This is a genomic window from Polymorphospora sp. NPDC050346, assembly GCF_040655695.1.
In the GTDB taxonomy this organism is placed as follows: domain Bacteria; phylum Actinomycetota; class Actinomycetes; order Mycobacteriales; family Micromonosporaceae; genus Polymorphospora; species Polymorphospora lycopeni.
This window is the reverse complement of sequence record NZ_JBFAKM010000003.1, coordinates 40,760-56,844: the sequence shown is the minus strand read 5'-3', so window position 1 is coordinate 56,844 and position 16,085 is coordinate 40,760. Positions and strand designations below refer to the sequence as shown.

Genomic DNA, 16,085 nt, shown 5'->3' with positions numbered 1-16,085 from the left:
GTCTGTCACCGGTCCCGAACTCTCGTATCCGCATACCGCGCGCCACATGCGTGCGGGACGCGCGCCCACCGGGGGACCCGTCCGGTGCCGACCGACCGTGCCGGACGCGGCGGCCGGTGTATCCGGCCGCCCATCCGTTCCCGCCGGTCCCGACGGGTCGCCGTCCCGCCGCCGGGCGTCCGGTCACCGGCCGGCCGCACACGGGGAACTGGAGTTGAGGACATGACAGCCAGTCTCGACGTCGCGCAGACGCTGCACGGCCTGGTGGCCGGGCACGCCGTCGCCCGTCCCGACGCATGCGCGGTGGAATGCGGGTCGCTGCGGCTGACGTACGCCGAACTCGACGACCGCGCCACCGCCCTGGCGGCCCGGCTGCGGGCCGCCGGCACCGGCCCCGAGGACATCGTCGGGGTCTGCACCGCCCGCGGCCCCGAACTCGTCGTGGCGATCCTCGGCGTGCTGAAGGCCGGGGCGGCCTACCTGCCGCTGACCGCCGACCTGCCGCCGTCGCGCGTCGCCGCGCTGATCGCCGACGCCGGCGTACGCGTCGTCGTCGCCGGGACCGAGACCGCGACCGCCGTCACCGGCACCGCCGTGACGGTCGTCGACCCGGCCGGCACCGGCCCGGCCGTCGACGTGGCCGGCGACGGCGTCGACCCGGACACCGCCGCGTACGTCATCTACACCTCCGGCTCCACCGGCGTGCCCAAGGGCGTGGTGGTCGAGCACCGCGCCGCCGCCGCCCACATCCGGTCGATGGTCGCCCACCTCGGGCTGACCCCGGACGACGTGGTCCTCCAGATGGCCGGGCACGGCTTCGACGTCGCCGTCGAGCAGCTCTTCGCCGGCCTCGCCGCCGGTGCCCGGGTCGTCCTGCGCGACGACCGGGTCTGGGGGCCGGCCGAGGTGTGCGCGGCGCTGCGCACGCACGCGGTGACCGTCGCCGACCTGCCGACCGCGCTGTTCACCGAACTGGCCACCGCCCGCCACGCCGGGCTGCTGCCCGCCGCCGTCGGCACGCTGCGCGCGGTCCTCGCCGGCGGCGAGGCGCTGCCCGCCGCCGCCGTCGACCGCTGGCGGGCCGCCGTCGGCCCGGACGGGCCGCCGGTCCTCAACGCGTACGGTCCGACCGAGACGGTGATGACCGCGTCGGTGCACCGGTCCGGCGACACCGCCGGGGCGGACACCGTGCCGATCGGCGCCGCCGTCGGCCCCCGCGTCCTGCACGTGCTCGACGCCGACCTGGCCGGCACCGGCAGCGGCGAGCTGTACATCGGCGGCACCGCCCTGGCCCGCGGCTACCTCGGCCGCCCCGACCTGACCGCCGAACGGTTCGTGCCCGACCCGTGGGGTCCGCCCGGCGCCCGGATGTACCGGACCGGCGACCGGGTCCGGCGCGCCGCCGACGCCGCCGACCTGACGTTCCTGGGCCGGGTCGACGACCAGGTGAAGGTACGCGGGTTCCGGATCGAGCCGGCCGAGATCGAGGCCGTCCTGGCCGGGCACCCCGACGTCGCCCAGGCGGCGGTCCTCGCCGGCGGCGGCCGGCTGACGGCGTACCTGGCCGGGGTCGACGGCACCGACGGCCCGGAGCCGGCGGCGCTGACCGCCTGGCTGACCGGGCGGCTGCCGGCGTGGATGGTGCCGGCCGTCTGGCACCGGCTGGACCGGCTGCCGGTCACCCCCGGCGGCAAGGTCGACCGGGCCGCGCTGGCCGCGCTCACCCCGGCCCCGGCCGCACCGGCGGACACCGCACCGGCCGGCGACGAGCCCGCCGACCCGACCACCGCGAGCATCCGGCGGATCTGGGCGCGGGTGCTGGACCTGCCCGGCATCGGCGTCGACGACACCTTCCTCGACCTCGGCGGCACCTCGCTGCTCGCCGCCCGCATCCAGGCCGACCTGCGCGCCGACCTCGGCGTCGAGCTGCCGCTGCACGAACTGCTGGCCAACCCGACCGTCGCCGGGCTGGCCCCGCGGGTCGAGGCGGCCCGCGCCGGTGACACCGCCGGCGCCCCGGCCCTGCCGGAGCTGACCCGCTACGACGGCGACCGGCGCACCGCGCCGCTGTCGGTGATGCAGGAGCAGATCTGGTTCTTCGAGCAGCTTACGCCCGGCAACGTCGCCTACAACGCGCCGACGACGATCCGGCTGCACGGCCCGGTCGACGTACGCCTGCTCGAGGCGGCGCTGTCCGAAGTGGTCCGCCGGCACGAGATCCTGCGCACCACCGTGATCACCCGCGACGGCGACCCGGTCCAGCTCATCCACCCGCCCTACCGGGTCCGGGTCGCGACCCGCGACCTGCGCTACACCCCCGACCCGGCCGGCGCCGCCGAGCACGTCGTCGCCGCCGAGATCCGGGTGCCGTTCGACGTGTCCCGGCTGCCGCTGCTGCGCTGGCTGCTGCTGCGCCTGGCCGACGAGGAGTACGAGCTGGTCCTCGTCGAGCACCACATCATCCACGACGGATGGTCGTTCGCGGTGCTGATGGACGAGCTGCTGGCCAACTACGCCGCGGTCGCCGGCTGGGCGCCCGCCCCGGCCGAGCCGCGCCTGCAGTACCTCGACTTCGTGCACTGGCAGCGCGCCGCCCTGCCCGGCCCGGCACTGCGCGCCCAGTTCGACCACTGGGCCGACCGGCTCGCCGGCGCCCCGGACCGGCTCGACCTGCCGTACGACCACCCGCGTTCCGGCGACAACCCGGCACCGGGCGCGGTGCACCGCGCCGAACTGCCCGCCGACCTGTGCGCGGCGGTGCGCGAGTTCAGCCGCCGCCGCGGCGTCACCCTGTTCATCACGATGATGGCCGGGTACGCGGCCATGCTGCACCGGTTCACCGGACAGGACGAGCTCAGCGTCGGGTCGGCGTACGGCAACCGGGCGATCCCCGGCACCGAGGGCATCCTCGGCATGTTCGTCAACCCGGTGGTGCTGCGGCTGGAGGTGCCCGGCCGGCGGCGGTTCACCGACGTCGTCGACGAGGTCCGCGCGGTCGCCCTCGACGCCCAGGCCCACCAGCACCTGCCGTTCGTGCACCTGGTGCGCGAGCTGGCGCCGCCGCGCCGCCCCGGCCACAACCCGATGTTCGCCGCGATGATGAACTTCGACGACGCGCCGCTGGTGCCGCTGTCCAGCGGCCCGATCTCGGCGTCCTACCTGGAGCGGCACAACGGCACCGCCAAGCTCGACCTGTCGGTGCTGGTCGTGCCGCGCGCCGAACGCCAGATCGGGGTGCCGGCGCACGAGCGCGACCAGCGGATCACGATGATCTGGGAGTACCGCAGCGACCTGTTCGACCCGGCCACCATCGCCCGGTTCTTCGACGCGTACGTCGCCCTGCTGCGCGCCGCGCTGACCGACCCGGCCCGCCGGATCAGCGACCTGCCGATGGGCACTGCGGCGATCCCGGCCGCCCCGGCCGCGCCACCGGCCACCGGTGCCGACGACCCGGCGGTGCACCGGATGTTCGCCCGGGTCGCCGCCGACCGGGGTGACGCCGAGGCGGTCCTGCACCCGGGCGTCGGGGCCGTCTCCTACGCCGAACTCGACCGGCGCGCCAACCGGTTCGCCCACCTGCTGCGCGACCGTGGTGTCGGCACCGAGGACCTGGTCGCCATCTGCCTGCCGCGCGGCGTCGACTGGGTCTCCAGCGTCCTGGGCGTGCTCAAGGCCGGTGCCGCCTACCTGCCGCTGGACCCGGACAGCCCCGCCGACCGGCTGGCCGGCCTGCTCGCCGACGCCGGCCCGCGCGCCCTGGTCACCGTCCGCGCCGACCTGCCCGGCACCACCGGACCGACCGACGGCGCCCCGGTCGGCAGTGACCCGGCCGCCGCCGGACCGCTGCTGGTCCGCCCGGACGACCCGGCGCTGCGCACCGCACCGGAGCACGACCCCGGTGTCGCGGTCGACCCCGACCAGCTCGCCTACCTGATCTACACCTCCGGGTCGACCGGCCGGCCGAAGGCGGTCGGGATCTCGCACCGCGCCCTGGCCAGCAAGTACGCTGCCTGGCGCAGCGCCTACGACCTGGACCTGCACCCCGGCACCCACCTCCAGCTCGCCGCCCTCGCCTTCGACGTCTGCACCGGCGACGTGGTCCGGGCCCTGCTCTCCGGCGGCCGGCTGGTCCTCTGCCCGCCGGAGGCGGCCCTCGAGCCGGCCGCGCTGCTGCGGGTGATCCGCGAGTACGGCGTCGACACCGTCGAACTCCTGCCGTCGGTGATGAACCTGCTCGCCAGCCACCTGCGCGCGACCGGTTCCCGGTTGACGACGTTGCGCCTGGCGGCGATCGGCGGCGAGGCGTGGACGACCACCGACCACCGGCGGTTCCGCGAGGTCCTCGGCCCGAACACCCGGCTGCTCAACGTCTACGGCGTCACCGAGGTCACCATCGGCAACACCCTGCGCGAGCTGGGCCCGGCCGGCGGCCTCGACACCGACGACCAGCCGCTGCCGATCGGCGAACCGCTGCCGGAGGTCGAGGCGTACGTGCTGGACGCGGCGGGCCGGCCGGTGCCGGTCGGCGCCGTCGGCGAGGTCTTCCTCGGCGGGGTCGGGGTGGCCCGCGGCTACCACGGCCGGCCCGACCTGACCGCGGAACGGTTCCGCCCCGACCCGTCCGGCACCCGGCCCGGTGCCCGCCTCTACGCCACCGGCGACCGGGGCCGGTTCCGGCCCGACGGCGGCATCGAGTTCCTCGGCCGGATCGACCACCAGGTCAAGATCAGAGGCTTCCGGGTGGAGCCCGGCGAGGTCGAGCACGCCCTGCGCGGCGAACCGTCCGTCGGTGACGCGGTCGTGGTCGCGCACACCGACCGCACCGGCGTCCGGCTGGTCGGGTACGTCACCGGCAACGGCCCGACCCCGCCCGACCCGGCGAACCTGCGCGACTTCCTGCGCGGCATGCTGCCCGCCTACCTGGTGCCGGCGGCGATCCAGGTGCTGCCCGAACTGCCCCGCACCACCAGCGGCAAGGTGGACCGCCGGGCGCTGCCCGACCCGGGCAGTGTCGAGGCGGCACCGGGCGGCTCCCGCCCACCCGCGCCCGGCGTCGAGCAGCAGGTCGCCGACGTGTGGTGCGACGTGCTCGGGCTGCCGGCCGTCGGCGCCGACGACGACTTCTTCGACCTCGGCGGGCACTCGCTGCTCGCCGCCCAGGTCACCGCCCGGCTGCTGGCGGTGCTCGGCGTACCGCTGTCGGTCCGCGACCTGCTGGCCGCGCCCACCGTCGCCGGGCTGGCCCGGCGGGCCGGCGCGGCCGCCGAGCGGACCCCGGCCCGTACCGGCCCGGCCCTGGTGCCCCGGGCCCGGCAGGCGTTCACGGTCGCGGCGTCGGCGTTCGACGACGCCGGGCCGGTGCCGGCCGAGGACGGCCGGTGACCGCCGGCGGCCCGGTCGAGGCGCTGCCCGCGTCGTCCGGCCAGGAACGCCTGTGGTTCTTCGACCAGCTCGAACCCGGCAACCCGCTCTACAACGTGCACTTCGCGGTCCGGCTGCGCGGCCCGCTGCGCCCCGACGCGCTGGCCGCCGCCGTGCAGACGGTCGTCGACCGGCACGAGGCACTGCGGACCACGCTGCGCGCCGTCGACGGCCAGCCCCGCCAGGTGATCACCGCGTCGGTCGAGGTGCCGACCCGGGTGACCGACCTGACGTCGGTGCCGGCGACCGACCGGGCCGGCACCGCCAGCGGCCGCGCCGCCGAACACGCCCGGACCGCGTTCGACCTGGCCACCGGCCCGCTGCTGCGCAGCGACCTGCTCCGCTTCGCCGACGACGACCACGCCTGGCTGCTCACCCTGCACCACGCCGTCTGCGACGGCTGGTCCGCCGAGGTGCTGTTCGGCGAGGTCTCCGAGGCATACCTCGCCGCCGTCCAGCACCGCCCGGCCGACCTGCCCGACCTGCCGCTGCAGTACGCCGACTTCGCCCTGTGGCAGCGCGACGTGCTCGCCGACGGCGGCCTCGCCGACCAGCTCGACCACTGGCGGCAGCGGCTCGACGGCGCCGCCCCGCTGCTCGACCTGCCCACCGACCACCCCCGCCCGGCGACGCAGAGCTACGCCGGCGCGCTGCTCGAGGCGGTCGTCCCCGACGACCTCGCGGGCGCGGTACGCGACCTGGCCCGCCGGGAACGCGCGACACCGTTCATGACCCTGCTCGCCGCGTTCGCGGTGGTCCTGCACCGGCACACCGGCGTCGACGACCTGGTCGTCGGCACCGCCGTCGGCGGGCGCGGCCGGGTCGAGCTGGAACGGCTCGTCGGCTTCTTCACCAACACCGTCGCGCTGCGCGTCGACCTGCGCGGCGAGCCGACCTTCCGCGACCTGCTGGCCCGGACCCGCACCGTCGTCGCCGACGCCCAGTCCCACGCCGACCTGCCGTTCGAGCAGGTCGTGCAGGCGCTGCGCCCGGACCGCGAACCCAGCTACCACCCGGTCTTCCAGGTGATGTTCGACGTGCAGCCGGGCGGGCTCGGCGCGCTGCGGCTGCCCGGCGTACGCGCCACCGACGTACCGGTGCTCGACCGGCGGATCTCGCTGTTCGACTTCAGCGTCTCCGTCGTCGACGGCGACGAACTGCGGCTGGTCGCCGAGTACGCCACCGACCTGTTCACCGCCGACACGGTGGGCCGGCTGCTGGCCGCGTACCAGGCGGTCCTGGCCGGCGTGGTCGCCGACCCGGACCGGCCGGTCGGCGCGCTGCCGCTGATGACCGCCGCCGAACGCGACCGGATCCTGGCCGCCGCCGACCGGCGGGAACAGGCCGCGCCACCGGCCACGCTGACCGACGTGTTCGCCGCGACGGCCGAGCGGTCCCCGGACGCGCCGGCGCTGCTCGACGCCGCGACCGGCGTCGGCTACGACTACCGGGAGCTGCGCGCCTGGTCCGGCGACGTCGCCGCCCGGCTGCACGCCGCCGGGGTACGCCGCGGCGACCTGGTGGCGCTGCTGTGCCGGCGCTCGCCGGCCGCGGTCGCCGGGCTGCTCGGCGTCCTGCGGACCGGCGCCGCCTACCTGCCGCTGGACCCCGACAGCCCGCCCGGCCGGATCGCCGCCCTGCTCGCCGACGCCGCCCCGGCCGCCGTACTGGTCGAACCGGAGTTGCGGGCGGTGCTGCCGGCCGGCGGACCGCCGGTGCTGGCCGTCGAGCCGGTGCCGCCGTCGATCGCCGCCGCCGCGCCGGACGTCCAGGTCGAACCCGACGACCTGGCGTACGTCATGTACACCTCCGGCTCCACCGGCCGGCCCAAGGGCGTCCTCGTCCCGCACCGGGGCGTGGCGAACTACGCCGCCGCCGACCGGGCCGAGTACGGCCTGACCGCCGCCGACCGGGTGCTCCAGTTCACCGCGCTGATGTTCGACGTCAGCGCCGAGGAGATCTGGCCCTGCCTGGCCACCGGCGGCTGCCTGGTGCTGCGCGCCGACGACATGATCGACACCGCGCGTGAGTTCTTCGCCGCCTGCGAGCGGCTCGGTGTCACCGTCGTACACCTGCCGACCGCGTACTTCCACGAGCTGGTCGCCGAGTGCGAGCGCGACGGCCTGCGGCCGCCGGCCGGGCTGCGGGTGGTGGCGATCGGTGGCGAGGCGACCACCCCGGCCCGGATCGCCGCCTGGCGCCGGCTGGCGCCGCACGCCCGGCTGTCCAACGCGTACGGACCCACCGAGACCAGCATCGCGACCACGCTGGCGGCACTGTCCGGGCCGGACGTGCCGCAGGTGACCACCCGGGTGCCGATCGGCCCGCCGGTCGCCGGCTCCGCCGTCCACGTCCTCGACGCCGAGCTGGCACCGGTGCCGGCCGGTGTGGTCGGCGCGGTCTACGTCGGCGGCGCCGGCCTGGCCCGCGGCTACCTCGGCCGGCCGGAGCTGACCGCCGACCGGTTCGTGCCCAGCCCGTTCGGTGCCGGTGAGCGCCTCTACCGCACCGGCGACCTGGCCCGCACGCTGCCCGACGGGCAGCTCGAGTTCTGCGGCCGGGTCGACGCCCAGGTCAAGATCCGCGGCCACCGGATCGAGCCGGGCGAGGTCGAGGCGGCGCTGACCACCCTGCCCGAGGTGCGCCACGCGGTGGTCGTCGCCCGGCCCACCGCGCGTGGCGACCACGAGCTGTTCGCGTACGTCGAGCCGGTGTCGGCGCCAGCGCCCGACCTGGACCGGCGGCTGCGTGAACGGCTCGGTGAGCTGCTGCCCGCCTACCTGGTCCCGACCGGCTGGCTGGTGGTCGCCGCCCTGCCCCGGACCGGCACCGACAAGATCGACCGGACGGCGCTGCCCGAGCCGCCGCCGCCCCCGGCCGCGCCGGTCGGGCCGGCCCCGCGTACCGCCGCGGAGCGGCTCGTCGCCCGGGTGTGGTGCGAGGTCCTCGGTGTCGAGCGGGTCGGCCCGGACGACGACTTCTTCGCCCTGGGCGGGCACTCGCTGCTGGCCACCCAGGTGGTCGCCCGGCTGCGCCGTGAGCTGGGTCCCGACGTACGGCTGCGCCAGGTGTTCGAGCTGCCGCGGCTGTCGGCGTTCGCCGCCGCGCTGCCGCAACCACCCGCCGCCGGGGCGGCCGACCCGGCGGCGACCGGTACGGCACCGGCCCGGCCGGCGATGCCGGCGCTGCGCCGCGCCACCGGCGACGAACTGCTCGCCGGCCTGCTCGACGCCGGTGCCGCGCCCGGCATCGCCAACCTGCTCCAACGGACCACCGGTGGCGCACCCGCCGCCGTCCGCCGCGAAGGTACCGACCGCACCCAGGAGTCGTGATGACGAGCTTCGACGACCAGGCGCCCACGACCGAGCAGACCGGGTCGGCGGACCGCCTCCAGGTGCTCGCCGAACTGCTGGCCGACGGCGACCCGGACAGCCGCTTCGCCCCCGTTTCCCTGGGGCAGCGGCGGTTGTGGTTTGTGGATCGGTTGGTGCCGGGTGGTGTGGATTACAACGTGGTGTGGCCGTTGCGGTTGGTGGGTGGTTTGGATGTGGGGGCGTTGGTTGGTGCGGTGAATGAGGTGGTGGCGCGGCATGAGGTGTTGCGTACGCGGTTTGTGGCGGTGGATGGGGAGCCGGTGCAGGTGATTGGTGGGGTGGGGGTGGTGGATGTTCCGTTGGTTGATTTGTCGGGGTTGGGGGTTGGTGTTCGGGCTGGTGAGGTGGCGCGGTGGGTGCGTGAGGCGGGGTTGCGGCCGTTTGATGTGGCGGTGGGGCCGTTGGTGAGGTGGGTGTTGTTGCGGGTTTCTGAGGGTGAGCATGTGTTGTTGGTGTCGGCTCATCATATTGTTTTTGATGGGTGGTCGGGTTCGGTTTTGTTGCGTGAGTTGTCGGTGTTGTATGGGGCGTTTGTGCGGGGTGAGGGTTCGCCTTTGCCGGTGTTGCCGGTGCAGTTTGCTGATTTTGCGGTGTGGGAGCGGCAGTGGTTGTCGGGTGGGGTGTTGGAGGGGCAGTTGGAGTTTTGGCGGGGGTATTTGGCGGGTGCTCCTGCGGTGTTGGATTTGCCGTCTGATTTGCCTCGGTCGGTGGGTCGTGGTGGTGGTGGGGATCGGGAGCGGTTTGAGTTTCCGGTGGGGTTGTCGGTGGGGTTGGGGGAGTTGTGTCGGGGTGAGGGTGCGACTGTTTTTATGGGGTTGTTGGCGGGGTTGGATGTTGTGTTGGGGCGGTATGCGGGGGTGGAGGATGTGGTGGTGGGGACGTTTGTGGCTAATCGGGGTGCGCCTGAGTTGGAGGATTTGATCGGGTTTTTTGTGAATACGGTTGTGGTGCGTGGGGATTTGTCGGGTCGGCCGTCGTTCCGTGGTTTGTTGGGGCGGGTTCGGTCGGGTGTGTTGGATGTGTTCGGGCATCAGGATGTGCCGTTTGATCGGGTGGTTGAGGAGTTGCATCCGGTGCGGCGGGCGGGTTCTATGCCGTTTGTTCAGGTGGCGTTGGTGGTGCAGAACACGCCGGCTGAGGTGGGGTTGTTGGGTGGTGATGTGGTGGTGGAGTCGTTGCCGACGGAGACCCGCACCGCGGCCTTCGACCTTTCCCTGCACCTGTGGACCACGGAGACCGGTGCGCTCGCCGGTTTCGTCGAGTACGCCACCGACCTGTACCGCCGCCCCTTCGCGCAGCGGCTGATCGGCCACCTGGAGAGCGTGCTGACCCAGGCGGTCGCCGACCCGGACCGCCGCATCGACCTGCTGTCGCTGCCCGCCTCGGACGAACACCGGGCACTGCTCGCCGCCGCGACCGTCCAGCCCGCCCCCGCCGCGACCCCGGCCGGCGAGCCCGTCACGGCCGGCGAGCCCGCCGTCCACCTGCTGCACGAACTCGTCGCCGCGCAGGTGGCCCGCCGCCCCGACGCCGTCGCCGCCTCCTGCGCCGGTGAACGGCTCACCTACCGCGAACTCGACGACCGCGCCGCCCGGCTGGCCCGGCACCTGCGCGCCGCCGGCGTCGGACCCGAGGTCCTCGTCGGGATCTGCGTCGAACGCTCGCTCGCCTCGGTCGTCAGCGTGCTCGGTGTGCTCAAGGCCGGCGGCGCCTACCTGCCGCTGGACCCGGAGAACCCCGCCGAGCGGCTGGCGTACATGCTCGGCGACGCCGGCGCGACCACCGTCGTGGCCACCGCCACCACCCGCCACCTGGTCCCGGCCGGCATCGAGCCGCTGCTCGTCGACGAACTGCTGGCCGACGCCGACGCCGACGACAGCGAGGCCGCCGAGGTCGACGCCGGGGTCACCCCGCAGAACCTGGCGTACGTCATCTACACCTCCGGCTCCACCGGCCGCCCCAAGGGCGTCGCGGTCAACCACCGGTGCGCGATCGCCCGGGTGCACCGGCCGGCGTACGCCGCCATCGACGAGACCGACGTGATGCTGCACGCGCTGTCGCTGTCGTTCGACGTGTCGGTCATGGAGGTCTTCGGCGCCCTGGCCAACGGCGCGGAGCTGGCCGTCCTGCCCGGCAAGGCGCTGCCGGAACGGGTCGGGATCTTCCTGCCCGGGGCCCGGGTCACCGTCGGCTGGCTGACCGCCGCGCTGTTCCACGCCGTGGTCGACACCGCGGGCGAGTCGCTGTCCGGGATGCGGACCCTGATCGCCGGCGGCGACCAGCTGTCGACCAGCCACGTCGAGAAGGCCCTCGGCCTGCTCGACGCCGACGCCACCCTGGTCAACGGCTACGGCCCGACCGAGGCGGCGATCTTCGCCGCGACGCACACCATGCGCCCGGCGACCGGTGTCGACGGGCGGGTGCCGATCGGCGGCCCGATCCCCGACACCGAGCTGTACGTCTTCGACCCGCACGGCAACCTTTCGCCGGTCGGCGTGCCCGGCGAGCTGTACATCGGCGGCGACTGCCTGGCCCGCGGCTACCTCGGCCGGCCCGAGCTGACCGCCGAGCGGTTCGTGCCGCACCCGTACGCCACCGGGGCCCGGCTCTACCGCACCGGCGACGTGGTGCGCTGGCGGGCCGACCACACCCTGGAGTTCCTGGGCCGGGTCGACCACCAGGTGAAGGTGCGCGGCTTCCGGGTGGAGCTGGGCGAGATCGAGCAGCGGCTGCGCCGCTGTGCCGGGGTCGGTGACGCCGTCGTGGTGGCCCGGCCCGACGGCGAGGACCACACCCTCGTCGCGTACGTCGAGACGGCCGCCGGCGCGCAGCCGCCGGTCGTCGGGGACCTGCTCGCCGACCTGCGTGAGTTCCTGCCGGGCTACATGGTCCCGAACGCGTTCGTGGTGCTCGACGCGCTGCCGCTCAACCCGAACGGCAAGGTCGACCGGGCCGCCCTGCCCGACCCCGACGGCCACCGGCCCGACCTCGGCACCGGATACGTGCCGCCGCGCAACCCGATCGAGGAGACCCTCGCCGGCGTCTGGGCCGACCTGCTCGGGCTGGACCGGGTCGGCGCCCACGACGACTTCTTCGACCTCGGCGGCCACTCGCTGCTGGCCAGCCGCCTGGTGGCCCGCATCCGCCGGGCGTTCGACCGGGAGCTGCCGCTGGCCACGTTCTTCGCCGCGCCGACCGTGGCCGGCCTGGCCGCCGCCCTCGAGGCGATGCTGCGCGCCGACACCGCCGGCGCCCGCCCGCCGATCGTGCCGGCCCGGCGCCCGGACCCGCTGCCGGTGTCGCTGGGGCAGCGGCGGTTGTGGTTTGTGGATCGGTTGGTGCCGGGTGGTGTGGATTACAACGTGGTGTGGCCGTTGCGGTTGGTGGGTGGTTTGGATGTGGGGGCGTTGGTTGGTGCGGTGAATGAGGTGGTGGCGCGGCATGAGGTGTTGCGTACGCGGTTTGTGGCGGTGGATGGGGAGCCGGTGCTGGTGTTTGGTGGGGTGGGGGTGGTGGATGTTCCGTTGGTTGATTTGTCGGGGTTGGGGGTTGGTGTTCGGGCTGGTGAGGTGGCGCGGTGGGTGCGTGAGGCGGGGTTGCGGCCGTTTGATGTGGCGGTGGGGCCGTTGGTGAGGTGGGTGTTGTTGCGGGTTTCTGAGGGTGAGCATGTGTTGTTGGTGTCGGCTCATCATATTGTTTTTGATGGGTGGTCGGGTTCGGTTTTGTTGCGTGAGTTGTCGGTGTTGTATGGGGCGTTTGTGCGGGGTGAGGGTTCGCCTTTGCCGGTGTTGCCGGTGCAGTTTGCTGATTTTGCGGTGTGGGAGCGGCAGTGGTTGTCGGGTGGGGTGTTGGAGGGGCAGTTGGAGTTTTGGCGGGGGTATTTGGCGGGTGCTCCTGCGGTGTTGGATTTGCCGTCTGAGTTGCCTCGGTCGGTGGGTCGTGGTGGTGGTGGGGATCGGGAGCGGTTTGAGTTTCCGGTGGGGTTGTCGGGGGGGTTGGGGGAGTTGTGTCGGGGTGAGGGTGCGACTGTTTTTATGGGGTTGTTGGCGGGGTTGGATGTTGTGTTGGGGCGGTATGCGGGGGTGGAGGATGTGGTGGTGGGGACGTTTGTGGCTAATCGGGGTGCGCCTGAGTTGGAGGATTTGATCGGGTTTTTTGTGAATACGGTTGTGGTGCGTGGGGATTTGTCGGGTCGGCCGTCGTTCCGTGGTTTGTTGGGGCGGGTTCGGTCGGGTGTGTTGGATGTGTTCGGGCATCAGGATGTGCCGTTTGATCGGGTGGTTGAGGAGTTGCATCCGGTGCGGCGGGCGGGTTCTATGCCGTTTGTTCAGGTGGCGTTGGTGGTGCAGAACACGCCGGCTGAGGTGGGGTTGTTGGGTGGTGATGTGGTGGTGGAGTCGTTGCCGACGGAGACCCGCACCGCGGCCTTCGACCTGGCCTTCCACGTCTATACGACCGAGTCGGGCGCCCTGGCCGGCTTCGTGGAGTTCGCCACCGACCTCTACCGGCGCTCGTCCGTGCAGCGTCTCGTCGGGCACCTGGAGAGCGTGCTGACCCAGGCGGTCGCCGACCCGGACCGCCGCATCGACCTGCTCGCCCTGCCGAGCCCGGCCGAACACCACCACCTGACCAGGGACGTCGCCCGTGGCGCCGTACGCGACTTCGGCACCGGGACACCGCTTTCGCGGTTCACCCGGCAGGCCGCGCTCACCCCGGACGCGGCCGCCTACGTCGACGGCGACCGGGTGCTGACGTACGCCGAACTCGACGCCCGGTCCACCCGGCTCGCCCGCCGGCTGCGCCGCCTCGGCGTCGGCCCGGAGACCCCGGTCGGCGTCTGCCTCGGACACGGCCTCGACCTGCCGGTGGCCGCCCTGGCGGTCTGGAAGGCCGACGGCGCCTACCTGCCGCTGGACCCCGACAACCCGGCCGAGCGGCTGGCGTACATGCTCGACGACGCCGGTGCCGCCGCCGTGGTCACCACCGGGGCGCTGCGCTCCCGGCTGCCCGGCGACCTGGCGGCCGTCGTCGTCCTCGACGCCGAGGACACCACCGACGACGGCGCCACCGACGTCGACGACCCGGCCCCGGTGTCCACGATCGACAGCCTGGCCGCGGTCATCTACACCTCCGGCTCCACCGGCCGCCCCAAGGGCGTCGCGGTCACCGGCCGCTCGATGGTCAACCGGATCGCCTGGTTCGCCGACGAACGACCCTTCGGCCCCGGCGAGGTCGGCGTCCTGAAGACCCCGATCGGCTTCGTCGACTCGCTGTGGGAACTGCTCGGCGGGCTGCTGTACGGCGTACCGACGGTGGTCGTGCCCAAGGACACCGGCCGCGATCCGAAGGCGCTGGTCCGGGTGCTGGCCGCGCACGGGGTGACCCGCCTGCTGCTGGTGCCGTCGCTGCTGCGGATGCTCCTGCTCACCGTCGACGACCTGGCCGAGCGGCTGCCCCGGCTGACGCTGTGGATCAGCTCCGGCGAGCCGCTCTCGGCCGACCTGGCCCGGATGTTCGTCAAGACGATGCCGGGCCGGTCGCTGCACAACCTCTACGGCGCCGCCGAGGGCTGGGACTCGCTGTGGCCGCCGGCCTGCGGCGAGGACGAGCTGACCGGCGCGGTGCCGGTCGGCCGGCCGCTGGCCAACGTCGGCGCGCACATCCTGGACCGGGCCGGCCAGCCCGCCCCGGTCGGCGTACCCGGCGAGCTGTATGTCGGCGGCGACTGCCTGGCCCGCGGCTACCTCGGCCGGCCGGACCTGACCGCCGAACGGTTCCTGCCCCACCCGTACGAGCCCGGTGCCCGGCTCTACCGCACCGGCGACCTGGCCCGGATGCTGCCCGACGGGCAGATCGAGCTGGTCGGCCGGGTCGACCAGCAGCTCAAGATCCGCGGATTCCGGGTCGAGCCCGGCGAGGTCGAGCGGGCCCTGGAGGCCCTGCCCGAGGTACGCCAGGCCGCGGTGGTCGCCTGGACCCGCGAGGGCGCCGAGCCGGAACTCGCCGCGTACGTCGTCGCCGACGGCCCCGCCGACGCGTCCGGCGTACGCGCCGCGCTGGGCCGTACCCTGCCGTCGCACCTGGTGCCGACCAGCTTCAGCTTCCTCGACGCGCTGCCCTCGACGGCCACCGGCAAGATCGACCGGCTGGCGCTGCCCCGGCCCGTACGTGCCCCGTCGGCCGAGGGCGCGACACCGGCCGACGACGCCGAACTGCTGCTCGCCGAACTGTGGGCCGACGTCCTCGGCGTCGAGCGGGTCGGCGTGCACGACGACTTCTTCGACATCGGCGGGCACAGCCTGCTGGCGGCGCAGCTCGTCGACCGCATCGGTCGCGAGATCGGCCGCGAACTGCCGCTTCGTACGATCTTCGACCACTCGACGGTGCACCGCATGGGGCTGGCCCTGCGGGCACCGCACACCGAGCCGGAAAGGCCGCTGTCTTGACCACACCCTGGATCGCCCGGCTGCGCCCGTCCGGCACCGCCACCACCCGCCTGATCTGCCTGCCGCACGCCGGTGGCGGGGGCGCCACCTTCCGGAGCTGGTCGACCGGGCTGTCCGACGGCGTCGACCTGTGCGCGGTACGGCTGCCGGGCCGGGAGAGCCGGCTGCGGGAACCGCTGCTGACCCGGATGGGCGACGTGGTCGGCGAACTGGCCGGCGCGCTCACCGACTACCTGGACCTGCCGTACGCCCTGTTCGGCTACTGCTCCGGCGCGCTGACCGCGTACGAGTTGGCCCGGCTGCTCGAGCAGGCCGGCCGGCCGCCGGCGCACCTGTTCGTCTGCGCCTGCCCGTCACCGGCGGCGGTCGAGCGGGACAGCGGCGTGCACAAGATGTCCGGCCCCGAACTCGCCGACCACCTGCGGGCGCTGGGCATCATCCCGGCGACGATCATCGACGACCCGGGACTGTTCGCCCTCTTCGAGCCGAGCGTGCGGGCCGACTACGAGATCTTCGAGACCGACGTCCACCGGCCGGCGCCGCCGCTGAACCTGCCGATCACCGTCTTCGGCGCCGACGACGACCCGAGCACCACGGTGCCGACGATGATGCGGTGGCGCGAGGAGACCAGCGGCGAGTTCACCATGCGGCTCTTCCCCGGTGACCACTCGTTCTTCGAGCAGGACCGCAGGTCGATCATGCGTACGGTGGCGGCCGAACTCGAGGCGGTGGGCGCTCCGGCCGGCGCCCGCTGAACCACCCGGGCGGCGCTGTGCCGCCCGGCCCGGGCCGCCCCGGACCCGCCACCCGGGAGGCGCCGCCCGCGCGTGGCAGACTCGTCCAC

At 74.0% G+C, this 16,085-nt stretch carries 4 protein-coding genes; all 4 read left to right on the top strand.

Going from position 1 to position 16,085, the window contains the following annotated elements; genetic code table 11:
• Positions 1-222: 222 nt before the first annotated feature.
• The 4 genes from AB0I42_RS04695 to AB0I42_RS04680 are packed head-to-tail and all read left to right on the top strand — an operon-like array spanning position 223 to position 15,996.
• The gene (locus AB0I42_RS04695; RefSeq protein WP_357534192.1) at positions 223-5,382 is read left to right on the top strand and encodes an amino acid adenylation domain-containing protein; all 5,160 of its coding nucleotides are present in this window, start codon (positions 223-225) and stop codon (positions 5,380-5,382) included.
• Positions 5,379-8,753 (top strand): amino acid adenylation domain-containing protein, encoded by a 3,375-nt coding sequence (locus AB0I42_RS04690; protein ID WP_357534191.1) that lies wholly within the window; start codon positions 5,379-5,381, stop codon positions 8,751-8,753. Before AB0I42_RS04695 ends, AB0I42_RS04690 begins: the two co-directional genes overlap by 4 nt.
• Positions 8,753-15,241 (top strand): amino acid adenylation domain-containing protein, encoded by a 6,489-nt coding sequence (locus tag AB0I42_RS04685; RefSeq protein WP_357534189.1) that lies wholly within the window; start codon positions 8,753-8,755, stop codon positions 15,239-15,241. The genes AB0I42_RS04690 and AB0I42_RS04685 overlap by 1 nt, the downstream gene beginning before the upstream one ends.
• The gene (locus AB0I42_RS04680) at positions 15,238-15,996 is read left to right on the top strand and encodes a thioesterase domain-containing protein (protein ID WP_357534187.1); all 759 of its coding nucleotides are present in this window, start codon (positions 15,238-15,240) and stop codon (positions 15,994-15,996) included. Before AB0I42_RS04685 ends, AB0I42_RS04680 begins: the two co-directional genes overlap by 4 nt.
• The last annotated feature ends 89 nt before the right edge of the window (positions 15,997-16,085 follow it).